Annotated in this window: 22 protein-coding genes and 1 pseudogene; 8 read left to right on the top strand and 15 right to left on the bottom strand. The window is 53.7% G+C overall.

The features are described from left to right. Positions 1-104: 104 nt before the first annotated feature. The 9 genes and pseudogenes from ABNH10_RS09560 to ABNH10_RS09520 form a co-directional block, all read right to left on the bottom strand. Positions 105-569, bottom strand: a complete 465-nt coding sequence (locus ABNH10_RS09560; RefSeq protein ID WP_349385731.1) for a regulatory protein RecX — start codon at positions 567-569, stop codon at positions 105-107. Continuing rightward, complete coding sequence (gene recA, locus ABNH10_RS09555; RefSeq protein WP_349385730.1) at positions 562-1,596, bottom strand: recombinase RecA; 1,035 nt, start codon at positions 1,594-1,596, stop codon at positions 562-564. Before recA ends, ABNH10_RS09560 begins: the two co-directional genes overlap by 8 nt. Positions 1,597-1,789: 193 nt before the next feature. After that, entirely contained in the window at positions 1,790-2,278 is a 489-nt protein-coding gene (locus tag ABNH10_RS09550) for a CinA family protein (protein ID WP_349385729.1), read from the bottom strand. A 41-nt stretch (positions 2,279-2,319) separates the two neighbouring features. Then, a complete protein-coding gene (locus ABNH10_RS09545; protein ID WP_349386227.1) occupies positions 2,320-3,039 on the bottom strand; it encodes a YebC/PmpR family DNA-binding transcriptional regulator in 720 nt (239 codons plus the stop codon). 337 nt (positions 3,040-3,376) lie between these two features. Then, positions 3,377-4,732, bottom strand: a complete 1,356-nt coding sequence (locus ABNH10_RS09540; RefSeq protein ID WP_349385728.1) for a WS/DGAT/MGAT family O-acyltransferase — start codon at positions 4,730-4,732, stop codon at positions 3,377-3,379. 178 nt (positions 4,733-4,910) lie between these two features. Next, positions 4,911-5,387, bottom strand: coding sequence for a LabA-like NYN domain-containing protein (locus tag ABNH10_RS09535; RefSeq protein WP_349385727.1), 477 nt, complete (start codon positions 5,385-5,387; stop codon positions 4,911-4,913). 90 nt (positions 5,388-5,477) lie between these two features. Continuing rightward, on the bottom strand, positions 5,478-5,645 hold the full coding sequence (locus ABNH10_RS09530; protein WP_349386236.1) for a hypothetical protein: 168 nt from the start codon (positions 5,643-5,645) through the stop codon (positions 5,478-5,480). Further along, a pseudogene (locus tag ABNH10_RS09525) lies at positions 5,609-5,919 on the bottom strand (IS3 family transposase); the annotation flags it as partial. The pseudogene ABNH10_RS09525 and the gene ABNH10_RS09530, both read right to left, overlap by 37 nt. A gap of 99 nt (positions 5,920-6,018) precedes the next feature. After that, entirely contained in the window at positions 6,019-6,696 is a 678-nt protein-coding gene (locus tag ABNH10_RS09520) for a transglutaminase-like domain-containing protein (protein WP_349385726.1), read from the bottom strand. A gap of 411 nt (positions 6,697-7,107) precedes the next feature. On the opposite strand from ABNH10_RS09520, the gene ABNH10_RS09515 reads away from it, so the two are divergent. Continuing rightward, complete coding sequence (locus ABNH10_RS09515) at positions 7,108-7,296, top strand: hypothetical protein (RefSeq protein WP_349385725.1); 189 nt, start codon at positions 7,108-7,110, stop codon at positions 7,294-7,296. Positions 7,297-7,332: 36 nt separating this feature from the next. Here the strand turns inward: ABNH10_RS09515 and ABNH10_RS09510 are convergent, their stop codons facing one another. From ABNH10_RS09510 to ABNH10_RS09495, 4 genes are all read right to left on the bottom strand, one after another. Further along, a complete protein-coding gene (locus ABNH10_RS09510) occupies positions 7,333-8,571 on the bottom strand; it encodes an NAD(P)/FAD-dependent oxidoreductase (RefSeq protein WP_349385724.1) in 1,239 nt (412 codons plus the stop codon). Positions 8,572-8,694: 123 nt separating this feature from the next. Continuing rightward, positions 8,695-10,353, bottom strand: coding sequence for a GMC family oxidoreductase (locus ABNH10_RS09505; protein WP_349385723.1), 1,659 nt, complete (start codon positions 10,351-10,353; stop codon positions 8,695-8,697). Then, complete coding sequence (locus tag ABNH10_RS09500; protein ID WP_349385722.1) at positions 10,353-11,765, bottom strand: cytochrome P450; 1,413 nt, start codon at positions 11,763-11,765, stop codon at positions 10,353-10,355. Before ABNH10_RS09500 ends, ABNH10_RS09505 begins: the two co-directional genes overlap by 1 nt. A gap of 14 nt (positions 11,766-11,779) precedes the next feature. After that, the gene (locus ABNH10_RS09495) at positions 11,780-12,100 is read right to left on the bottom strand and encodes a 2Fe-2S iron-sulfur cluster-binding protein (protein WP_349385721.1); all 321 of its coding nucleotides are present in this window, start codon (positions 12,098-12,100) and stop codon (positions 11,780-11,782) included. A gap of 55 nt (positions 12,101-12,155) precedes the next feature. Here ABNH10_RS09495 and cypR point away from each other — a divergent pair, with 55 nt between their 5' ends. Beyond that, positions 12,156-13,271 carry a transcriptional regulator CypR gene (gene cypR / locus ABNH10_RS09490; RefSeq protein ID WP_502877127.1) on the top strand — a complete coding sequence of 372 codons (1,116 nt, stop codon included), beginning with the start codon at positions 12,156-12,158 and terminating at the stop codon, positions 13,269-13,271. Between the two features lie 180 nt (positions 13,272-13,451). Here the strand turns inward: cypR and ABNH10_RS09485 are convergent, their stop codons facing one another. After that, the gene (locus ABNH10_RS09485; RefSeq protein WP_349385719.1) at positions 13,452-14,057 is read right to left on the bottom strand and encodes a TetR/AcrR family transcriptional regulator; all 606 of its coding nucleotides are present in this window, start codon (positions 14,055-14,057) and stop codon (positions 13,452-13,454) included. Positions 14,058-14,238: 181 nt separating this feature from the next. Here ABNH10_RS09485 and ABNH10_RS09480 point away from each other — a divergent pair, with 181 nt between their 5' ends. From ABNH10_RS09480 to ABNH10_RS09455, 6 genes are all read left to right on the top strand, one after another. Continuing rightward, entirely contained in the window at positions 14,239-15,171 is a 933-nt protein-coding gene (locus tag ABNH10_RS09480; RefSeq protein ID WP_349385718.1) for a metal-dependent hydrolase, read from the top strand. Next, positions 15,168-16,007: an SDR family NAD(P)-dependent oxidoreductase gene (locus tag ABNH10_RS09475; RefSeq protein WP_349385717.1), complete on the top strand. Its 840-nt coding sequence runs from the start codon at positions 15,168-15,170 to the stop codon at positions 16,005-16,007. The genes ABNH10_RS09480 and ABNH10_RS09475 overlap by 4 nt, the downstream gene beginning before the upstream one ends. Positions 16,008-16,044: 37 nt before the next feature. Then, entirely contained in the window at positions 16,045-17,004 is a 960-nt protein-coding gene (locus ABNH10_RS09470; RefSeq protein WP_349385716.1) for an alpha/beta hydrolase, read from the top strand. Next, positions 17,001-18,599, top strand: coding sequence for a flavin-containing monooxygenase (locus ABNH10_RS09465; protein WP_349385715.1), 1,599 nt, complete (start codon positions 17,001-17,003; stop codon positions 18,597-18,599). Before ABNH10_RS09470 ends, ABNH10_RS09465 begins: the two co-directional genes overlap by 4 nt. Positions 18,600-18,976: 377 nt before the next feature. Then, a complete protein-coding gene (locus ABNH10_RS09460) occupies positions 18,977-20,341 on the top strand; it encodes an OmpP1/FadL family transporter (RefSeq protein WP_349385714.1) in 1,365 nt (454 codons plus the stop codon). Positions 20,342-20,417: 76 nt separating this feature from the next. Further along, a complete protein-coding gene (locus tag ABNH10_RS09455; protein WP_349385713.1) occupies positions 20,418-23,453 on the top strand; it encodes an Ig-like domain-containing domain in 3,036 nt (1,011 codons plus the stop codon). A gap of 493 nt (positions 23,454-23,946) precedes the next feature. Here ABNH10_RS09455 and ABNH10_RS09450 read toward each other — a convergent pair. Continuing rightward, the coding region (locus ABNH10_RS09450; RefSeq protein ID WP_349384931.1) for an IS3 family transposase at positions 23,947-24,055 on the bottom strand (109 nt) is incomplete at its 5' end.

Here is a 24,055-nt window from a genome sequence, read left to right as displayed (position 1 = left end):
CCTGTGCGCTCTCGGGCGAAAGTGCTTTTGGTCCTGGCTTGAATTTCGCCACCAGCAACGCAAAGGGGGGGGGAATCACTGGAAAGCACAAGAAAACAGCAGATTTAATCCAGTTCGGCGTCCTGCATATCCAGCGCAGCGAAGCTCTGTTCCGCATTAAAGCCGCGACTTTGCAGAAAACGTAGCTGCTTGGCTTTTTCTTTGTGATCTTGGGGATACTGCCGGAAACGGCGGGCACGAACGTCTTTCGCCAGCGCGAACCAATCTACCTCGGCATCCTCTAACGCTTCGGCAATCCAGTCGTTCTCAACGCCTTTTAGCTGCAGCTCCTGACGAATCCGCAACACCCCCTGCCCACGCTCAATATGCGCGCGCACAAAAAAACCGGCAAAGCGCCGGTCATCGATAAAATCGTGCTCCTCACACCAGGCTAGCACCGCCTCCAGCGCCGGCTGATCCCCCAGGCGCTGTTGCAGCTTGGTGACAAGCTCACGGCGGGAGTGATCGCGCCGGGCCAGCAGGGCAACTGCCCGCTGGCGCAGCTCGGCCTCGGTCAGTGGCTCACTCATCGTCAGCGGGGGCGGCCTCTTCTGCCCGGGCTTCAGCTGTAGGGTCCGGCAACAGGCGGGCCCGGATTTCGGTTTCAATTTCTTCGGCAATGGCCGGGTTTTCTCGCAGGTACTCGCAGGCGTTTTGCTTACCTTGGCCAATCTTGTCGCCTTTGTAGGCATACCAGGCGCCGGATTTGTCCACCAATCCCTGTTGAACACCCAAGTCCAGCACTTCTCCCAGCTGATTAATGCCCTGACCGTAGAGAATCTGGAACTCAGCCTGACGGAACGGCGGCGACACCTTGTTTTTCACCACCTTCACCCGGGTTTCGTTACCGGTTACTTCGTCGCCCTGCTTCACCGCACCAATACGGCGGATGTCCAGGCGCACAGAGGAGTAGAACTTCAGGGCATTACCACCGGTGGTGGTTTCCGGGTTACCAAACATCACACCAATCTTCATGCGGATCTGGTTAATGAAGACCACCAGTGTATTGGCGTTTTTCACATTACCGGTAATTTTACGCAGCGCCTGGCTCATCAGACGAGCCTGCAACCCCACGTGGGTGTCACCCATTTCCCCTTCGATTTCCGCTTTCGGCACCAGCGCCGCCACAGAATCGACCACGACCACATCCACCGCGCCGGAACGCACCAGCATATCGGTGATTTCCAGTGCCTGCTCACCGGTGTCTGGCTGGGAAACAATCAGGTCGTCCACGTTTACGCCCAGCTTTTCTGCGTAATCCGGGTCTAGCGCATGCTCAGCATCCACGAAGGCACAGGTGGCGCCTTTTTTCTGAGCTTGGGCAATCACGCTCAATGTCAGGGTGGTTTTTCCGGAGGATTCAGGGCCATAAATCTCGACAATACGCCCCTTGGGCAGACCGCCAATACCCAAGGCAACGTCCAGCCCCAGTGAGCCGGTCGAGATGGAGGGCATGCGCTCGCGCTTGCGATCGCCCATGCGCATGACAGAACCTTTGCCAAATTGGCGCTCAATCTGTGACAGCGCAGCGGACAGCGCCTTACCTTTATCGCTCATTGTGACCCCTCTCCGTGTTCGGCGCGCCATTCATTGACGCTAACCGTATCTGATCCGTCTTATCTGACCCCTTCGACCAGCACTGACGTTATGGACAGTATTATGAACAGCATTGGCAGTCCATTGCAACCTTCCAGCTCGTTGTCTTGTCAGGCCCGCCTTGGCGGGGCTGAGATGAATAGCCTGATTGTGGCTACTTGAGGCGGGCATTCAAGCCCAGAATGGCTTCATGGATAGTCTGCTGACGGACGGCATCGCGGTCCCCGTCGAATTGGAAACAGCGAGCTTCTGCATAACCCAGCTTCTGCCCCCAGGCAATCCAGACGGTGCCCACCGGCTTATCTGGCGTGCCGCCATCCGGCCCGGCGATACCCGTCACCGCCACGCTCACATGGGCACGGGAATGGCTAATAGCGCCTCGCGCCATGTCCAGTGCAGTTGCTTCACTGACCGCGCCCGAGGCTGCCAACGTGGCAGCCGGCACACCAAGCATCTCTTGCTTGGCCTCATTGGAATAGGTGACAAAGCCCCGATCGAACCAGGTGGATGCGCCGGACAGGCCGGTGAGCGTCTGGGCTATACCCCCACCGGTGCACGATTCCGCGGTGGCCAACAGCAGGCGTTGTTTTTGCAGGGCACCGGCCAGTGCGACGGCGGCGCTAAGGATGTCGTTATCCAGCACAGGGCGTTCTCCGTTGCGGATTGACGATCGCAGCTCTGGAATCAGCCCAGATCCACGTTGTGATAGACGTTCTGAACGTCATCCAAATCATTCAACATGGCCATGAATTTATCGAACATGTCCATGTCTTCGACGCTGATGGTGGTGTAACTCTGCGGAATAAACTGAATTTCATCCACCTCGAATTCCAATTCTCCGAAGGCCTCGACCAGCGTCTGCTTGGCCTTGAAATACTCGGTGTTAGGCGTGAACACCGTCAGTATGCCGTTATCGTTCTCTATTTCGCTGACATCCACATCCGCATCCATCAGGGCCTCTAGCACCGCATCTTCATCTTCGTGGGCAAAAACGAAAATCGCCACGTGGTCGAACATGTGGCTCACCGTGCCCTGGGTGCCGATCTTGCATTTGGTCTTGGTGAAGGCCATGCGCACATCACCAAAAGTACGGTTCGGATTATCCGTGAGGCATTCAATCAACGCCATGCTGCCACCAGGGCCATAGCCTTCGTAGCGGGCCGGGGAATAGTCCTCTCCGCCGCCTCCTTTGGCTTTGTCGATGGCCTTATCGATCACATGACCAGGCACCTGATCTTTCTTGGCGCGGTCGATCAGGCTGCGCAACGCCAGATTCGCCGTGGGATCCAAGCCACCGGATTTAGCGCTAACGTAGATTTCTCGACCATAGCGGCTGTACACCTTGGCTTTCATGTCCGAGGTTTTCGCCATGGATTCTTTGCGGTTTTGATAGGCGCGACCCATAGACATCTTGCTCCAGAGGAATTAGTTGCCCGATATTTTAGGGGAAGATGCAGGCGAGAAGAACAAAAGAGCGGTGGGGAGTGGCAATTTAGCGTACGCCTTATAAACCTTCGATTACATCGACATAGCCTACTCCACCAGAACACAGGCTTCTTAGAGAGGTGTCAACATGGGCTCCATACGCGAATCCGTTAGCATGCCGGCAATGTGCAGTTACGAGGAAAAACATACAGCAGAAATGCGGGTTCGTTGTTGGCCTGCGCGTTGATTATCGATTCAATCACCAAACGGCAATCTTTGTTAGGGTGCCTCTATACATCAACCAACTATTACCGAATCAAGGCTCCAGTTCCACCAGCGATTCTTCGAGATAAACCAGAAAACGCTGAATATGAGGCAACGTGTCACGGCAACCGATCACGCCAAACTCAAGGCTATTCTTGTAGCTCACCACAGTGATATTTAGGGCGTAACCATGCAGAACCAATGACACCGGATAGGTGGCCAACATCTCCGCACCATTGAGATGAAGCGTTTCCTTCGACCCCGGCACATTGGAAATCACCAGGTTAAACATGGGTCTTACGCGCCCGGACAGGCCCGTGACCTGCCCCAAAGACAGCGGCATATTGGTCAGCACCGTATAAACATCGATCTCGGACTTTTGCATATCACCAAGCCGAGATTTCACCGCTTTCATGGAATCCTGGATTGCGGCCAGCCGCTTCAGCGGCTGAGCAATATGCGTACCCAGACTTACCTGAACCGTAGTAATGGCATTGCCACCCTCACCAGCCTGGTCCGCACTACGCAATGCTACTGGCACCTGGGCTACCAACGGCTGATCGGACAAGGCATCCTGACTAAGCAGATAGCGGCGCAGCGCGCCGCCACACATGGCAAGGAAAATATCATTCACTGTGCCGCCATGCTGTTTGCCTGCGGCTTTGATCCGTGACAGCGACCACGACTGGGCAGCAAAGCGTCGCGCGCCCGTCACCCGTCTGTTTAGCTGGGTTTTCGGCGCCCGATAGATAGTTTTCACATTGCCATCCTTGGGCTGTCGCAGCAGGTCCACAAGCTGACCACCACCTCGGCGCAGGTTGTTCATTGTTCCTTTCATGCCGGTATTTGCCGCTGCAGCGCCACGGCTTTTTCTCGGTTTCTTCTCTGCATCCCACTCGCCAGACCAAGGGGCGGGCAAACGGTCTTCGGCACAGGTAGCCAGGCGAGACTGCATTAGGTGCATCCCTGCCACCCCATCCACCATGGAGTGATGCATCTTGGTATAAAGAGCGAAACGGTTTCCTTCCAACCCCTCGATCAAATAGCTCTCCCACAACGGGCGGCCAGGATCCAAACGCTGGGCGTGCAACCGCGATACTAACGCCAGCAGCTCACGCACCCGTCCCGGCCGAGGCAAGGCAGAATGACGTACGTGGTAGTCAATATCGAAATTTTTGTCTTCCACCCAAGTAGCATCCAAGTACAGAGGCAAATGAGACTGAATCTTTTGGTTAAATGGGTGGCAGATGCTATCCACATCCACCAGGTATCGATAGATACTCTCCACATAATTCTCAGGGGCGCCTTCAGGAACTGCGAACAACGCCAGCCCACCCACGTGCATAGGGGTTTCCCGGGTCTCCATCATTAACCAGCCGGAATCCATGATGGACAATTTACGGGCCATACTTTCTGCTCCTTGTTATTATCCGTATCGCAGTGGCCTGACGCCTAGGGGCAGGCGCGAACGTCCTATCATCCGGATTTTTACCGCCAGAGCATTAGCAAATTCGTTGCGTTTGGTTATCAACAGTGAGCCAAAGATATCCATGGCCGCGCCTATCAGCGCGCGGAAGTCTCTGATATCACTTTAACAGCAACGCGTCTCCTATCGGATGAAACACCGAGGCACTATCAATCAACGAACGCGCGGTCAGCGGCTCAACACCATACACTTCAGTGCGAACCCCGGGGTTAGCGCCAACTCGCGTTAGTAACACATCAAAATCCCCGTCCCCGGAAAGCAACACCACCGTATCCACCTCTGGAGCCAGCGTCATCACATCCACCGCAATGCCCACATCCCAGTCACCCTTGCTGGAGCCGTCACTGCGCTGAATATAGGGTTTGAGTTTAACCGTGAAGCCAATGTGTTTAAGCGCATCCTGAAATTTCGTCTGCCCGTCGTCGCCACGGTGAGTGGCATAGGCCAATGCGTGAACTATTTCCCCCTGCGCTGATAGCTGCTGCCAAAGCGCCCGATAATTGAAGGGCCGCCCAAAAGCCTGGCGAGTGGTGTAATAAATATTCTGAACGTCGGCGAACATCGCGATGCGGGACATAGAATAATTCCGGACTAGCGTAGTTTTTTGCGTTAGAGGCAGCGCCCTTATCGCGCATCCGAATGCGCAGGCAGCGTCAAACACGCTCTATTATTCTGGCGCCATTTTCTTATGAATCGCCACCCGTTCTCTGACATTGTCCAGCTGATACTGGTGCTGACTCATGCGCCCTTGCAGACCGAGATCCTTGCCCTCAGGCTTGCGGCTACGGACCACCATCAGTTGCGCACCAAGCGATAGACTGGATTGAGCTCGCATAGATCAGTGTGGATCTTTCGATAACCATACCCGGCGCCTGACTCTAAGCCAGAACTGATTGCTAAGCCCTGACAGTGTCTCCTCCTCAACGGCGCGCACGAAACGGGGATGGCGTTACCATGCATAAAAACCCCTGGAGTGTAATAGACAACGTAGCCAGCGGATCAGCCAGCTGTCGCCATGCGCCTTTATAAAGGCGTAGCTCTATCGGGCGGACTGGCGAAGTGGCCTGCCGCTTTTTTAAGATACCACGCTCTTCGGTAACGCGCTTGAGCAGACCGGCAGACGGGCCATAACCCGTCATGCACTCTGCTAGCAAATGAGCCCACACACACAGAGCCGGTCCAGTTTAGAAATGCCTCCAGCCCAATCGTTAACCCGCCGACGCTTCGTCCTCGAAACGTCCCTCAACTGCCACAGCAGCAGACGAGCCGGAGAACCCCTCAAAGGCGGGGTAATGCTTCTTGAAATCAGCAAGAATTCGCTGAAACGGCAGATCATCAAAAGCGCCATGCTCTTTCAAATATTCCATATGGCGATTGCCGGCCTGATCAAATGCATGGAAGACAGAATCATGAATGCCATCGAATTCGAGGGGCTTTACACCAGTCTTATCGCAAAGCGATTGATTGAACGCCGGCGTCGCCTTCACCCAGCTGTTATCAATATACATGTCCGTATAGCCATGCCAAACAAACACATCTGTTTGCATCATTTCTTTCAGCTTTTCAGAGCTTAGATGGTTTCTGACATCGGCAAAACCTAACCGGCAAGGAATCCCAACGGCTCGCCCGGCAGCGGCAAGCAGCACAGCCTTTGCCACACAGTAGCCATAGCCATTGGCTAGCGTGGTGCTTGCCTTTAGCCCGTCTTGGGAGAAACAAATCCGATACGGATCGTAGCGGATATCATCACGCACCGCGTAGTAAAGCTTTACCGCCTTTTTTTTCGGATCTGTCTCGTCACCCACTATCGTTTCAGCAAAACTGATCACCGACGGGCTGTCAGAATCTATATACTCAGAAGGCTGAAGAGCCGCTTCAAAGTCCATCGCTATTACCTGCATGGTCTAGAATGATCATTTCCATTCTACACATCGACTCGATGGCATTACCAAACATTATCGGCCCCTCTATCAGCGGAATGCCTTCAGCCCAGCCATAAAGGTCGGCGAACCTTCTACTCATACGGACGGTTAAAAATGGGACGGGGGCTACAGGGCTCCGCCATGGAATGACGCGACCCCACATCACTTGACCATTGCCAGCAGATCGAAGCAATGGCTATGGAGTTTGACATTCACAGGCCCAACGCCCGTGTGGTCTTGGTCTGTTCTGGCTGATCACCAAATTCGACAGGGAGATAAATCACGCGGGGGTTAAGCTAACGAGCTATATGACAGTATGGTGATGAGGAAACGGGGCTCGCTGCTTGCGGCTGCCGGGATAGCGACTATCTCTTCATGAAGATCAAAGCCGCTTTCCCGCAATTCCACGGTGAAGCTATTTTCCAGCACCTTCACCCCGCAAATATTTATCCAGCCAACTTTTTTGGCCGCGAAGATTACCTAAAGGGTCTAGCACCGAATAAGAAAGGAACATTGGACTACTTCACCCTCTACTTCCTTCTGTTCCCAACCTTGCAGCGGTAACCGTGCCACCGCCACAAACGGCAATCACTACCAGTTTCAGATCAAAGACTTTAATTCAACATCCAGATCACTCAACACGTCAGCGCTAATACTCTTACGGTGCTGAACCAACTGCTTTCCAACCATAAACGCAATGGGCATATTCACCGCATCAACGGCAATCACACAGCCCTCACGGAGATAGAACACCGCAAACGCTTTGTCTTCCGTGCTGCCACGCATGACGCGTTCATCATGGTGCTGCGAGAGCCCCACCATTTGCAAACGAACATCATATTGATTCGACCAAAACCATGGAGCGCTATCGTAGGGCTTATCCTCTCCCATCAAGGTCGCTGCCGCAGTTCGTGCTTGATCGACAGCGTTAGCAACGGACTCGAGCCTCTGCATTTGCTCGAAGAACAGGTTTCGGTGACGCGTGCAATCACCTATGGCCAGGATACTGGGGTCGGAAGTGCGGACATATTCGTCCACCAGGATACCGTCTTCACAGGATAGGCCGGCGGCCTCAGCCAAAGCCGTTTCGGGTATAACGCCAATCGAGACCAGCACAACATCTGCCTCAACCGTTTCGCCATTTGCTAACATTACGCCAGCCACTCGCCCCTGATCTTGATCGTCTGCTTTGAAGCCGGTGACAGCCGTATTAAGGCGCACGTTCACGCCAGAACCACTGTGTTTAGCATACAGGAACGAAGACATCTCGACGCCAGTAACTCGCTGCATCAGCCGCTCAGCGCCTTCCAGCACGGTAACATCAACGCCTTTTTTACTGGCACTGGCTGCCACCTCAAGGCCAATGTAGCCGCCACCGACAATAACCAAACGCGTACCTGGTGACAGTTGATCGCGCAATGTATCCGTATCTGCGATGTCATGCAGATAATGGATGCCATTTAATTCAGACCCAGGCGCATTAAGACGCCTAACGTGTGAACCTGTGGCAAGCACAAGCCGGCCATATTTCAGTGTGCTCTGATCTGACAATGTGAGAGTTTTGTTGTCTCGATCAATTTCCTCAACGCGCACACCAAGTCGCAACTGATGACCCGCACCTTCATACACCGAGCGCGGTTTCAAATAGAGAGATTCCTCGTTAACCTCTCCAGACAGATACGTTTTGGATAGAGGCGGACGCTGGTAGGGTGGATAAGGCTCTTCGCCCACCAGAACCACCTCGTGTGGATATTTCTTCTGTATCAGGGCTGTCATCAACGCCCCTGCTGCGTGCCCGCCTCCGACGATGACAGTGGCATCTTGTTTTTCGTTTTCCATACTTCTCTCTTTATCTGTGCCTTGGGCCAAATTATGTAAATAAGCACCGCTTATAATGAGATGGGTTCAGGGATTAGCTGTCGCGATTATAAGAGGATGTTGCGCAACACGGCCGCACGCCACTCAACCGTCAGCATGCTTGGCATCCTCAAGGATCATGTCTGCTCCCTTCTCAGCAATCATCGTTGCTGGTTGATTAGTGTTGCCACCAACCAAGGTTGGCATAATGGACGCATCAACCACTCGCAAGCCTTGCAGTCCATGCACTCGCAAACGCGAATCCACCACCGCCATTGCATCCACCCCCATCTTGCACGTGCCCACAGGGTGGTATGCCGACTCACCGCTAGTCCGCACCCATTTAGCCAGATCATCATCACTCTTCAACGCCGACCCAGGCGAAATCTCGACCTCATGGTGCGACTCGAGAGCTCGCTGAGCCAGGATCTTGCGCACCAGATGAACGCCACGAACCAGCTGCTCAACGTCGGCCGTCTCGGCCATATAGTCAGGGTCGATCAGTGGCGCCTGGAGCGGGTCTGCACTATGCAAACCAACGCGGCCGCGCGACAATGGCCGAAGCCCGTAAATCATGACGATATAGCCATATCCACTCATCGCCGTCTTAAAGTCCCGGCCATGATCAGCGTACAACATGGGCCCGAAGTGCAATTGCAGGTCGGGTATGGATTCCTCAGGGCGAGAGCGGATAAAACCGCCGGCCTCGGCACCATTGCTTGTCAATACACCGCGCCGCCCGGTCAAATATTGCAGTAACGCCCGCATTCCCTTGAGCCAGTAGCTGGGATGCATGGAGATACTCTGGCGACTGCGTGCTTTGACACGCATGAATACGTCAATATGATCCTGAAGATTCTGCCCAACACCCTCCAGCGCATGACGTACCTCAATGCCGTGTCTGGACAACTCCTCATGTGGACCGATCCCGGATAGCATCAGTAGTTGTGGCGAATTGAACGCGCCGCCGCAAAGTACAACTTCGCGCCCTGCGTGGACCTGAACCAGCCCCGTCGCAGACCGGTACTCGACACCGGTAGCGCGGGAACCCTCAAGCAGCACACGTGTAACATGAGCACCACTTCGGACCGTAAGGTTGGAACGCCCTGCAGCAGGTTCGAGATAGGCGCGCGCATTACTACAGCGCGCGCCGTCTTTCTGATAGGCGTAGTAGAAACCTACGCCTCCCTGCTCACTGCCGTTAAAATCCTTATTGAGCGGGTGCCCCGCCTGTGTCGCGGCCTCCACAAACGCCGCACTTAGCGGGTTCGTATAACGTCGCTCGGCCACATTAAGAGGCCCACCTTTGCCATGGAACTCTGCTTCATCCGGTGCCAACGGCGGTTCGTAATGCTCGGTTTTTCGGAAGTACGGCAACACGTCGGCGTACGACCACCCCTCACACCCCTCTTTCGCCCAATTATCATAGTCCCAAGCATGGCCGCGTATATAAACCTGCGCGTTCATGCCACTGGATCCACCAAGCATTTTACCGCGCGGTTGAAACAGTGAGCGACCATGCATGTGACGCTGCGGTTCGGTATTGAACTGCCAGTTAAAGCGACGGCTGAACATTAGCTGCAGGAACCCCAACGGCATGTTAACGAAGGGGTTCCGCCGGCTCTCTGGCCCCGCCTCAAGTAGCAGCACCGAGTAGCGACCGCTCTCGGAAAGGCGGGCAGCCACTGCACAGCCGGCCGAGCCCGCACCGACCACCACATAATCGAATTGTTGTTCGATCACCTTTCCGTTCTGCTGAGTCATTATTTCTTAGCCGTCAACTTGACCATCATCTTGGAATAGCCCCGCACAAAGTTTGATTGCACTCGCTCCGGCTCACCGATCACTTCGATGTTCTCAAAACGTGGGAGTATTTCTTCCCAAAGAATGCGCAGCTGCAGTTCGGCAAGGCGGTTGCCCATACAACGGTGAACGCCGTAACCAAACGACACATGATTCCGTGTACCCTTGCGGTCAATGATGAATTGTTCAGGATTCTCAAATTTCCTCTCATCCTGATTACCTGAGGCATACCACATCAGCATGCGATCACCCTTCTTGATGGTTTGCCCGTTCAGCTCCACATCCTGCTTGGCAACCCGACGCATATACGCCAGCGGCGTTTGCCAGCGAATGATTTCAGACACCATATTGGGGATCAGCTCTGGGTTCGCCTTTAGCTTCGCGAATTGCTCTGGGAACTGATTTAAAGCCAGCACCCCCCCACTCATTGAATTCCGCGTGGTGTCATTACCGCCAACGATCAACAACGCGAGATTACCAATGAATTCCAGAGGGCGATTGATCAAATCTTTTGTGTCTTCATTGGACTGAAGCATGCTGATCAAATCGAAACCCGGCTCTTCACCTGCTTTTTGACGCGCTTCCTTATCACGCCAAAGCTTGGAGAAAGACCACGCCATATCTGCCGCGTCATCAAAAAACACATCTTCATTCGTGAACTCGCCACCGGTTGCCGAGGACGCACCGGACAATCGATCCGACCAGCCAACCAGTTTGTCGCGTTCCTCGTACGGGAAGTCCAACAGTGAGGCGAGCATGCGACCTGTCAGCTCTTTAGACACCACCGGCACCCAATTGAAGGGGGTGTCCAACGGCAGGCTATCGAGTACGTCCCCGGTACGCTTGCGGATCAGCCCTTCCATTTCTTTCAGGTTCTTGGGCGCAACAACACCCTGGACCGCCCGACGCTGTACGTCGTGCTTGGGAGGATCCATCGCGATGAACATTTCGACCGATAGGCCTTCCGGCGGATCACCCAGGATGATTTGCGGTTCGGAGGAAAACAAATCATGGCTCTTGTCCACGAAGACAATATCGTCGTAGCGTGTTATCGACCAGAACGGCCCGAAAGCACTGTTCTTCTGGTAGTGCACCGGCGCCTCATCACGCAGCCGCTTAAAATAAGAATTGGACTTGCTCTGTCGGTATAGAAAAGGATTGCTTGTGTCTATGTCTTCTATCGCTAAATCATTGACGTCAGGCAAATCGGTTTCAACAAAGTGCACCTGAGGGCGGGAAGTCCCAATGGTCTTCCTCTTAACCTTCATCAAGCTCTTTAGTGCCTTGATCTGTAGATGCATTGGCACGACTTTGGATGTGGCGTTAATTACTTTTGCCTGGATGTCATTACTTGTACTTGAACTCGTTGACATGTCGATCTCCGCACTTACATTTGAAATTCTGGCAACTGAACAGCCATTCCGTCCATTGCCTCGGTGGCCTTAACCTGACAACCCAACCGAGAGGTTTTTGCACGCTCAGGTGTCATGGACAACATCTGCTCTTCAGCATCATTAATCGGTCCAGTTTTATCAAACCATTCGTCTGGAACGATCAGGTGGCAGGTACCGCAGGCACACTCCCCGCCGCAATCCCCATCAATGCCGGGAACGGCGTTGTCTAAGGCGATTTGCATCAACGTAATGCCTGCCTCAAATTCTGTTACATGTTCCGTTTTATCATTCTCAATGAAGGTGATTTTTCCCACAGCTGCATTCTCCTACTAAAAGTCTGTATGAAACCTAGCTTGTCGCTGTATAGCCATGCCGGCGAGGACATTTCTTGACAGCATAGGGGCATTTCAAGACAATCGAGACCATTGCCTGGGAGGGCTTATGCCAAAAACGTCACAGCAAGAGGGCCCCCAAACCCCCGAAGCTGACATTCCGTCGAATTATTCACGATTGATTGCCCGTGAACTGGGTCTCGCTGCACGGCAACTACCAAGGTTACTGCGCGGCACAGGCCTCGACGTTGAACAGCTTTTGAAAGAAGACAGCTTACTCACTGCGACCCAACAGATTCGTATTTTACGCAACGCTCTGGCATTGTCTGGCAAACCAGAGTTCGGATTACGACTAGGCTCGCGACTAACCCCGGCTACTCATGGCGTAATGGGTCTGGTCGCCTATAGCAGCCCAGATCTCCTGGCCGCACTCCAGGCATTTCATACCTTCCTGCCCACACGGGCAAGCTTCATTCAGTTACATTTGCAACAGGTTGATGATCTCCTCGTATGCTTGGCTAACTTCCAAGTGGTGGTAGATGAAGATGTTGAGCGATGTTTGGCGGAGGCCGTTATCAAAGCGTTCTTCGAAATGGGCGAGTTCATCGTGGGTCGCCCCTTATATGAAGCCGAGGTCTATTTTCGCCATCCAGCCCCCACGTACCACGATGTCTACCCAGATTATTTGCCTGGGTCGATTCATTTTGGCTGCAATCAGCTAAAACTCACTTTCCCGATGCAGTTATGCCGGATACCAAACGCTTCAGCCAACAATGAAAACTATAGCCTCGCTTTTCAGCAATGCGAATCCATGCTTGCTCGACTGCAAAACCATGAACCGGGCTATCAGACTCTGCTCAAAAAAATGATGCTGTCCCATCCTGCCGGAACACTCTGTGAAGAAGAGGCCGCTGGCGCTTTATTTATCAGCAAGCGCACTCTCTCGCGTAAACTCAAAGAAGAGAATAGTAGTTTTCGAAAGGTTCGAGCTGAAATTCTTTCCCGCCAGGCTTCCGCCTACTTGCGTGACACCCAATTATCCGTGGAGGCTATCGCTTCACTGCTAAACTATCACGACACTGCAAGCTTTAGACGAGCTTTCAAGCGTTGGTTTGGGGTGCCGCCTGATCAGTACAGGCAGCGTGCTGATTAGCAGGCTGTTGACAAGCCTGTTAGCGGCGTCCCAGGGCTGTGCCCCTCGCAGGCGACTGAAAACGCACCCTCCGCTCTACGAGAAAAGCTGCCCCAAGATTGGCATGTTGATCGGATCGTACGCGGCGGTATTCAAACCAACCTTCGACCAACCGGCCCTAATCCACAAGCCAAAGCCCACCTACCGCTTAATTACCCCATCTTTTATTACCGTCCAGACAAAGTCTCCGATATCCTTCGCGGTATACCGGCCGCCTTCGTTAAACCACGTTGCCACCCAGTTTAACGCTCCTAGCCCAATGAGGCGCAGAAGATCACGATCCACATCAGCACGAATAAGGCCTTGAGATGACAAGGAATGCAGCATAGCAGACCATAGAAGTTCGTATCTGTCGCGCAGATCAATCATTTCTTGGCGTGACTCACCATGTAAAGAGCGCCACTCAAAAAGCAACACATAGACCTTATCTGACCCACCAACCAGCAACTCAAGGTGGGCATTGATCCCCAATCGTACCTGCTCAAGGGGTTCACTCTCCCCCCGAATTGCCTCAGACAACGACTCCGACGCCTGCTCAAGTGCCAGCCGCATAAGATCTACCAGGATGCTCTCTTTAGAGGGATAACGGTAATGCAGGCTACCAGGCAGCATGCCACAAGCTTCGGCGATCTCCTTTACGGTAGTTTTATCAAAGCCCTTTTGCCGAAACAGGCGAGCTGCAGCACCTAGCACAAACTCTCGATCCGTCTCGGCCACCGGCGTTACCTGATTTTTTTTTCTTCCCACAAGCCACTCCCATGCTGTAAGCCTTTGATTCTAGCATTCCTTTTGGAGACGGCCCAGCCTTGCACTCAGATCGCCCCACCTAGGTTATACAGAAACAAACACACTGTTTAACCCATAATATTGAATTTGGTTGGTCATACAAATAAAGTCTAGATAATGCACTCAATATCGGAGCGTTCCAATGGCCCTAGCAAATCGCAAGATCGGTTACGACGAGGTTGTAACCCGTGACATTCACTTTCCCATGAATATCGAAAACGTGGCCCGCCACTGGTTTGGTAATGACCCTTGGTCCACCCACTGGATGAACGCCATCCTTGCCGCCGTCCCAGACGGCGAACGCTGGGTCATGAACTCAGCCAGGCGACAGCTTAGCAAGCTTGACGACCCGGAGGTGCTCAATGCCGCCAAGGAATTCATTCGTCAAGAGCGCATTCATGCTCGCGAGCACGATGAAATGAATGCCATCGGGGTGCAGCACGGGGTCCCCATCGACAAAGTCGAAGGCGTGTTCAAACTGATTCGCAAGCAACTCCAACACCGTCTCAGTGACGACATGCAGAGTTCCATCGCTGCCGCTTTCGAGCATTTCACTGCCATTATCTCCTCGGTACTCCTTGAGCATCCGGAACTTTTTGACGAGACCCACCCAGAACTGCGCGCCATGCTCTATTGGCACTTTGTTGAAGAAACCGAGCACAAGAGTGTCAGCTACGACGTGTTCGTCGATGCCAGTGGCGGCGGCTTTCGCAGCTACCGGTTGCGCGCCAGTGGCATGCTACTAGCCATCGCCCTGGGTTTTCCCCTCATGGTTGGCAACCAGACCTATCTACTCTACAAAGATCGCCAGATTCTGAATCTGCGCTCAGCAGCAAAAATGACCAAGGTGTTGTTCTGGCGGCCCGGCATCCTCTCCAAGGTCCTCGGTGGTGTAACACCCTACTTCTCACCCACCTTCCATCCTTGGGACGATGACAACCGTGATGTGATTCGTATCTGGAAGCGCGCCTACGAAAAAACCGGCGATGCCCAGAAGGCGTATCAGGCACTGCGAGATCACCGCGCCAAGCACGTACCGGAAACACTTTCTGCACCACAGGCTGAGCCCGCATGAGGAGAAGCATGAAAAAGAAACCGTTACCCCCATCCACCCAAGCGGCCGCAGTCATCACCGGTGCCGGCAGTGGCATCGGCCGCAGTTTCGCCTACGAAGTGGCCCGCCGCGGTGGCTCGGTGCTGTGTGTCGATATCAATGCAGAATGTGCCGAGCAGGTGGCCAGCAACCTGCGGGCCCTCGGCAACCACGCCATCGCGCAACAGTGCGACGTGGGCGATCAAAAGCAGATGGAGTCCCTGGCGGAAAATGCCGAGTCCCTGCTCGGCAGGCCGGTGACACTGTTGATCAACAACGCCGGGGTCGGTCTCGGCGGTCCGATCGGTGAAGTGTCGCTTGAAGACTGGCACTGGTGCATGAACGTCAATCTCTGGGGCGCCATTCATGGCTGCCATTTTTTTGCCCCGGCCCTGCGCGACCTCGGTTACGGTGGCATCATCAATGTGGCCTCCGCGGCCGCCTTCGGATCTGCTCCGGAAATGACTGCCTACAATGTCACCAAGGCCGGCGTGCTAGCCTTATCGGAAACGCTTTCTTCCGAGCTGGCCGGAACCGGTGTGCAGGTCACCGCCCTGTGCCCAACGGTGGTTCCGACCAATATCGTCGAGAATGGGCGCCTGCCTGAACGTCGACGTGACTTTGCCAGTTCAGCGATGACCCGCTTTGCCCTGACCAACGCTGACCAGGTTGCTCGCCAGACCCTCAACGCCCTGGATCGTGGAGATCTGTACATGTTGCCACAGATCGACGGGCGCATTGCTTGGCGACTGAAACGCTTGACGCCAAGACTATACGCCCGCGCCATTGGCGAAGCTTACCGAATGCTGGCTGATTAAACGCATTCATGGAAAAGAAAAATTCAAGGAACTCAATATGGCCTCCATTCCCGCACACCTCATGAAGTCGCTTCTTCGTGCCGGGGTCAAGCGCGATATACGCGACCCGGACAAACTGGTAAAGCACCTGCGCAGAGTAATGAACGCGCCTTTGTCGCCCTCACCACTACCACGCGGAATACGGTTACAGCGAGGCAAGGTTGCCGGAACCGCAGGCCACTGGCTCACCCCCTCCGACCCACAAACAACCATACTCTACCTGCATGGCGGCGCGTTTATTGGTGGCCGCCTTGAAACCTATCACAACTTTTGTGGCCATCTGGCCCGCACGCTTAACGCGCGGGTTTTTCTTCCAGATTACAGACTCGCGCCAGAGCATCCGTTCCCGGCAGCGACGGATGATGCCTTTAATGTTTATCGTGAACTAATGGCTGATCCCCGCCCTATAGTCATTGCTGGAGACTCAGCAGGGGGGAACCTGACTCTGGTCACGCTACTACGCGCCCGAGATCACAAGCTGAGAATGCCGGCCTGTGCCGTGGCTATCTCCCCAGGAACAGATGCCCGAGGCAACTTGATGTCCCGACAGGCGAATAGCGACAGTGATGCCATGCTCTCTCACTGCATGATTGAGGTTGCAACCGATGTCTATTTGGCAGGCGCTGATCCCGCCCATCCATATGCCTCACCAATCACCCAAGACTTTACCGGCTTGCCGCCCCTGCTTTTCACTGTGAGCAGCGAAGAGTGCCTGCGCGACGATGCCTATGCAGCCGCTCACTGCGCCCGACAAGCCGGCGTACCTGTGCAGTTTCTGGAACGCAAAGATATGCCACACGTCTGGCCCGTATTCACCTTCCTGCTGCCGGAGGCAAAACAGGACCTTCCCACAATCGTCCGTTTTCTTCGCAAATATCTTGCCAGCACAGAAGCCCACGACGGGCCATTTCACACTGCAAACGAGGGCAACACGACAGCCCCGGAGATATCGTCATGAACATGGCTGCTTTTGCAACCCAGAATCCTCGCTATAACATTAGCCCCGATCATGAAGTAATCATCATTGGCGCTGGCATTTCCGGCATTGGTGCCGCCATCCAGCTACGTGCCGATGGCATCAAGGACATTCTGATCCTTGAGCGCAGTGAGGATGTGGGTGGAACATGGCGCGATAACCGTTATCCGGGGATCGCTGTCGACATTAGCTCTTTCACTTACTCATTTTCGTTCGAACAGAACGCAAATTGGTCGCGAGTATTCGCTCCGGGAAACGAGCTTTACCAGTACACTCGGCAGGTAACAAGCAAGTATGGCATCTACCCCCTTATTCGCTTTGGCGTCGAAGTCACCCGCGCCAGTTTCGATCTTGCTAACCATCTCTGGGTGCTAGAGCTTGGGGATGGGCGACAACTTCGAGCGCGGCATATTGTTTCCGCCTGCGGCGGGCTGATCTCACCCAAAATGCCGGATATTGAGGGGCTAGAGAAGTTCCAGGGCGAAGTCATTCACACTGCCCGCTGGCCGGACGACCTGGATCTCAGTGACAAGCGGGTTGCCGTGATAGGCACCGGAGCCACCGCAGTACAACTGCTTCCGGAAATTGCCGTCAAGGCCCGCCAACTCGATATCTACCAGCGCACCCCTATCTGGGTCCTAAAAAAGCCGGATCACACCCTGCCCGGCTGGCTCAAAAGCCTGTTCCGAACCGTACCGGGCCTGCAACGCACCCTGCGCGGCGCCACCGATACCGCCAGTGAAACCCTGATGGTGCTTTCGACAATTTATTACCGCCAAGCCCCTTGGTTGGTGCGCATGTGCGAAAAAGCGGGCATCGCTAACATGCGAAAACAACTGCCCAACCGCAAGGACCTGTGGGAGAAACTGACACCGAAATACGGGTTCGGCTGTAAAAGGCCCACTTTCTCCAACGAATATTTCCGCACCTTCGCCCGGGACAACGTTGAGCTGGTCACTACGCCGATTAAACACATCACCTCCACCGGCATTACCACCAGTGATGGTCGCTCACGACGCATCGACACCTTGATCCTGGCCACCGGTTACAAAACTTTTGAGAAAGGAAACATCCCCTCTTTCGACGTAATCGGCGGCAACAGCATTAATTTGGGCGATTTTTGGCACGACCATCGCTACCAAGCCTACGAAGGCCTGACCATCCCAGGCTACCCGAACTTTTACATCATGCTCGGGCCTTATGCTCTCATCGGGACCTCTTATTTCAAGATGGTCGAGGGTAATGCCATCCACCTCTCACGTTGCATCCGCGAAGCCAACCGACGTGGCGCCACCCAAGTGGAAATTCGCCAGTCAGTGCATGACGATTATTTCCGCAATATTCAGAAGCGCCAGCAGAACACGGTGTTTCTCAACCACAATTGTGCACTGTCGAACAGTTACTACTTCGACCACCACGGCGACGCGCCGATGCTGCGCCCGTCTACCTCTTTAGAAATGCTGTGGCGGGCCAAACATTTGCCTATGAACCACTACCGATTCAGTCGACTGGGCGATCACCCGAGTCCCACCCCTTCCAGTACAGTGGAAAGCAAACAGGTTAGTCGCATGCCCTGACCCCCCGCAAAAAGCGCCCTGACGGAAAACACCCATCTAACCTAGCGTGCCACTGGGCACGGCAAAATAACTACGTTATTCTTCGGGGCGATCCTAATGCAAACTGTACTACGCTAATTTGCCAATTCCTCAAGCCACATCACTGACATGAGGCGCTGGGTACGTTAGTCCGGTCGAGAAATCACGATTTAATCGACCGCTATCACTGTAACTGTTAGGCACTTCCACATACACTCTAGTCATCTGTCAATAATCCATATGAGGGAGGGCAAAGACAGGCGCTGCGCAGGCATAGACACAAGACAAGAAATCTGACAAATTTGTTTGGTTGTATAGCCAAACAAAACAAACAACAAAAGACACCCCCTAAGGAGCCCATGATGCCTTCAACAAAAACAAAACGGTTGCCTCTCATTTCTGTTATTTGCGGCACCGCACTACTCTCTCCTAGCTTAACCATTGCTGGTGCTGGCGACGGAGCCTCCAACTACGGACTTGGCCCGATGAATGTGGGCTCAGCCCTCGCATTTAGCCCTTTTACGTCCAACAGCTGGTCGGTTTACTATAACCCTGCAGCCATGGCTCGTTCAGAGGAAGGCGAACTGAGTATCGTTGCACAACATGGCGACCAAGAACTGCGCGCCGAGTCACTGGGAGGCCCAGCGCCTGCTGATCGCGAGAATGACGTCCTCTCCGACAGCAGCTCTGAGCTACTATTAATAGGCTTCAAAAGCCGCATAGCTGGCCTCAGCAGCACAAAAAAACCTATATATTTCGGGCTTAACGTGGGTACCGATGAATATACCTCCAACCTCTTGCCATACCAGGCCAATACCTCAGAAGAAGGGCAGTTCCTGCGCTACGAGTCGCAACCACTTTATCTTGCGTTTGGTGGTGCCGTCAGCAATATCATAAGAGGCGTGGACATCGGGGCCTCTGCCCGTCTGACTTTGTCAGCTAAAGCAGAACTGGAAACGATCTCCGACCTTGGTGGCAACACTGACTCGGAAAAACTCTCTCTTGAAGCGTCCCCCTCATTATCCCCAGCAGTAGGTATCAACATTCGGTCTGGCGAAATGTTTTGCGGTTCCAGTGAATGCATGCCTTTTGGCATGGACAAACTCGAAGTTGCGCTATTTTGGCGTGATGAAAGCAGCTACGAGGTGTCCGTCGATGCAAACGTAGTCGTGCCTGGGGTTATACCTGAACCAGGGCTGAGTCTGGCATTGAGCACCATCGACACCTATCAACCCGAGGTTCTCGGCGCGGCGCTCCTGCTTCCGGTAGGCAAATTCGAACTGACCGCCGGCATTGAGCAACATAAATGGTCTGCTCTTGAACGCGAGTTCGCCAGTGATACTATCCGAGATCAGGCCAATCTGACATTTGACGACATCACCATTCCCCGTGTTGGCGTCAGTTATCAGTGGTCAGAATCCATGAAACTATTTGCCGGCGCAGCGCTGGAGGACTCCCCCTTAAAGTCCAATCGATCCCAAGATGTTAATTACTTGGACACCGATAAAAAAGTTTTCGGCATAGGTGCAAGCTATCGTGTAGCCAACGCGCCCGTATTGAATATGCCGCTAGAACTTGCCTTCGCATACCAGTATCAGATGCTGGATGAAGCTGATTTTGAACTGACATCCATTAACTCCAGCAGCAACCCCGCTCCTAATGAGACTGTGCGAGCCGATGGTGAAATAAACGTATTTTCTTCCTCCCTGTCGCTAAAATTTTAACAACAGGCATGCGATTAATACTTGGAGAAGAGCAATGAATAAAAAATCATTCACAGTCCCCAGACTGTTTATTAGCGTGGCGCTGGTCACCGCAGGCCTGCTCTCTGGCTGCGGTGACGATCAGGGCGATGTATCCAATTCATGGAACACACCAGATACAGTAGTTTTTTCCTACCCTTATCCCGACCAAACTGAAGTGCCGGCGACCGCACCCGTGGTCCTTCGCTTCTCTTCCGCGCTTGATCAAGCGGTAATTGATGACATTGATGCGCGGCTACAGTTGGTCAGCGATATTGATGACAGCACGGTCACGGTTGACTACCAGGTGACGGACAACGGCAAGGGGCTAATTCTCGATCCTCAGTCCCCCCTGCTTCCTGCAGAGACGTATCAGCTGGTTGTCAGCGGCGATGGTTTAGGTGCTATTGATGGCAATTCTGTGGCCCGCGTGCAATTTCAGACCGCCGGCAGTCAAGCTGGCGCAGCGGAAGCCATGGGCGTCGGCCCCTTCGCTTTACTCTCGGCCCCCCCCTTGGACCAACCACAATTGCTCGCATCGAACGACGATGCCAGTCGCCCCAACGACATGAGCACTTTCAGGATGGCATTCAACCAGACACTTGACCCTACCAGCACAAGTTATGGCGAAAACGGAACCGTCCAGCTGCGTGACAACCTGGGCCAGTTAGTGCCTGCCTCCCTATTCTTGCAGGGCCGATACCTGAGCCTCGACCCCTCCCAGGATCTGGAACCGGTGGAACACACATTGACCATTACTGGACTGCGCGCCCAAACAACCGGTGCTGAGTTGCCAGAATACAATCGTACATTTGTTCCGGTCTCGACACTTCCTCGCGCAACATCCATTCTTAAGGTAGGCAGCCTTGGTGATGAGCAGCCTGATTTGACCTCGTTATTAACCGGAAACCCAATCAACCAGGTCCCCGTCCAGTCCTTTGTGCTGGGCAACGAGTCCTTTACGGCATTGAGTGGTGATCTTGCTGCCGATTTAGGCTTTGCACCAGATTTTCCTGGTGCTGTGCCATTGCGAGTGCCCGCCGGTTCTGTGCTGCGGGGCTCACCCGTCGATGTCAATATTTTGGGCGAAATACCCTCCGGCCTTGAGACAGGTGAAGTTACCATCACACTGCTCAGTGACGCCAACGGTTACCTGATTCCCAATCCGTTCAGTGATTCACCGTCAGTCCCTCGTTATGCCCTGCTTAATATGGACGCGGCAATGAGCGCAGAAGGAATGGCGCCGAACGGAGCCCTCAGCCAGAACCTGCTCAATGTACAGGTAGCCGGGCTAGCCGTTGTTGAAGATGGGGTACTGGTACTGGATGCAGTCAGCGTAGTCGAACCCGAAGTGTTAGGCTTGGAAAAGGCATCGGGCTTACTTTCATTCCGCATGGAGGCCTACGAAGACCAGCGCCAGGCACCTACACCCACTCCCGATGCACGCCCTCTGCAACTTCACTCTTGGGTACCGGGCATCTTCCAGCCCAATGCTCGTCCCGGCGATCCAATTATCTTGAACTTCAACAAACCCCTGGACCCTGCATCGGTATTTCTTGACGGTGCCATTCAGGTTAGGGTCGATGGCGTAGTTCAAACATTCGAGATGAGGCATGATGGCGCCACGGTGGTGATAAGCGAAGACATTCTTGAGCATGGCAAAGATATCCAGGTAACCCTGACCAGCCTGCTTCGAGATACTCAAGGCAATTCGCTTAACCAAGATCGAACACTCGATATTCGCCTGCCGGAATTCATTCTTCCCAATGGCAACGTAAATGAGTTACGTTCACCTCTTGTTTCCGCTGTTTTCCCCGGCTACCCCTGTGCGCTGACCGGTGCCGTGCTAACCGGACCACGCGAAAACTGGCGAAACGGTCGATGTGTGGGCGGCAAAAGTAGCGACCCGCTTTACCCAGTACCAAACCTTTTCAAGGACTTTAGCCTCCGAGCTATTTTCAGCCGCAGCATCGACATAGCCACTGTCAACGAGAACACCTTTGTTGTTGAGCGTTTTAACACTGGCAATAATGCGTGGGAGCTCGTCAACGGCCGTCTTAAGGTATTTGCACAACGGACCGAGTTTTATCCTGAAAGCCCTTGGCAAGTTGGTGACCTTTACCGCTATACCCTTCACTCTGAGGCCGGGTCTCCAAATTGTGGGGGCAACGCCATTTGTTCAAACGATGGAGCCCCGATACAAACACGCCAACTGTCTCAGTCCAGCTCTACCGCACCTGGCCTGAGAGAAGGCGGCCCCAACTTGACCAATCACTTTGTGGTAACAGGGGAAGAGGATCAGATTACCCGCGTATCATTACGCTCACTTCCGGTAGCAGATGTAAACGCGAACCTCAGCCTCGATGACAGCGAGCAAGGCGCGGTGCCGGATGGAAACGGTGGAGCGACTGCGGAATTCAATTACCTGCAACTTCAACTCAAAGACTTCTCTGGCGTTGTGACCAATGCCAACATTGGCTGTGACATAGGCGACGATTGTCCAGAAAAGAAGTTTGCTTTCGTGGGCGCAGGTGCATTGCAAGCCGGGGTAAGCAGGAATGAACCAGATACCATCGTAAACCGTCGTCTCATCGACGGTGACCCGAGCACGTCAAATGAAGTCACCGGCGCCGTGATTGCGAAAGTCTTTCCCACTATTCTCCCCACCACGAGCGTGTTTCTGCAGGCTAGGGCATTGAGAATAATCTCCATACCACTAGACACAGGCCCTTTGATGCTCCGCCTGGCATACGAAAACAACAAACCAATCACGGGGTATATCACCCAAACCCCTGATGGCCCCTGGTTCAGCACCACGTTTGATCTCATGGTAGATGCACCAGAACTAGAACCACGGCTAATTATTGAGCTCGGACATGATATCCGCAGCAAACTGATCACTGGGGTCGTCCTGGAAGGGCCGTTACGTTTTGTTGACGATGGCCGCCTGATTCTAAAGGTCCGCAATCCTGACCCCCTCATCATACCGGCCAACATTGATCTTTTTGGCATAGGTTTGGCTGGTGTGGAACTGGAGGTGCCGCCCCTAGGCGTAGACCTGACATTCACCTTCTTGCCAGTTAAAAATCTCTAAAGCATTCCCCGTAATGCTATGCACTCTTATGCCCCCTTCATTGGGGGCTTTTTTTTGGTTCATCGCGGAATTCCGGGAAAAGCGGCTTTGATCTTCATGAAGAAGTAGTCGTTATCCCGAAAACCGTGAGCCATTCTCTTGATGACCTTAATCCAAACCTTCATTCTCTCTAGCCTGCTAGAGTCGGCTCAAGTATTCAGCGCGGAGTGGCACTAGCGGCGATACCCTTTGCGTACAGTGTCCATTTTTTGGCGAAGTGAATCATTGCCTTGATCCCCCCGCACGCGATCTATCATTTCTCCTGCCGAATTTGGCCATCGCATCGAACAACCCATAGGCCACCCGGGCGTTGGGGCAGCAAGCCTCGACCTCAGATCCATGGTCAAGCTCATGTCCATTGCCACCGCCTGAATCTGCCGGGAGTGTGGCCACACCCGCTCAAAGAACCGTCGAATCACAGCTCAGAAGCGACCTTTGAATCGCCACCAGTTCTCTAGACACTTCCTAGCCGTTCTTGGTGACGCTTTTCATACTCTACCGGTGACAGCTTTTCATTAGAACCATGGCGTCGCCGGCTGTTATAGAACATCTCGATATAATCA

Source organism: Alcanivorax sp. (assembly GCF_040119285.1).
GTDB lineage: Bacteria > Pseudomonadota > Gammaproteobacteria > Pseudomonadales > Alcanivoracaceae > Alcanivorax.
The sequence above is the reverse complement of the archived record's forward strand: the minus strand, read 5'-3'. Positions and strand labels throughout refer to the sequence as shown.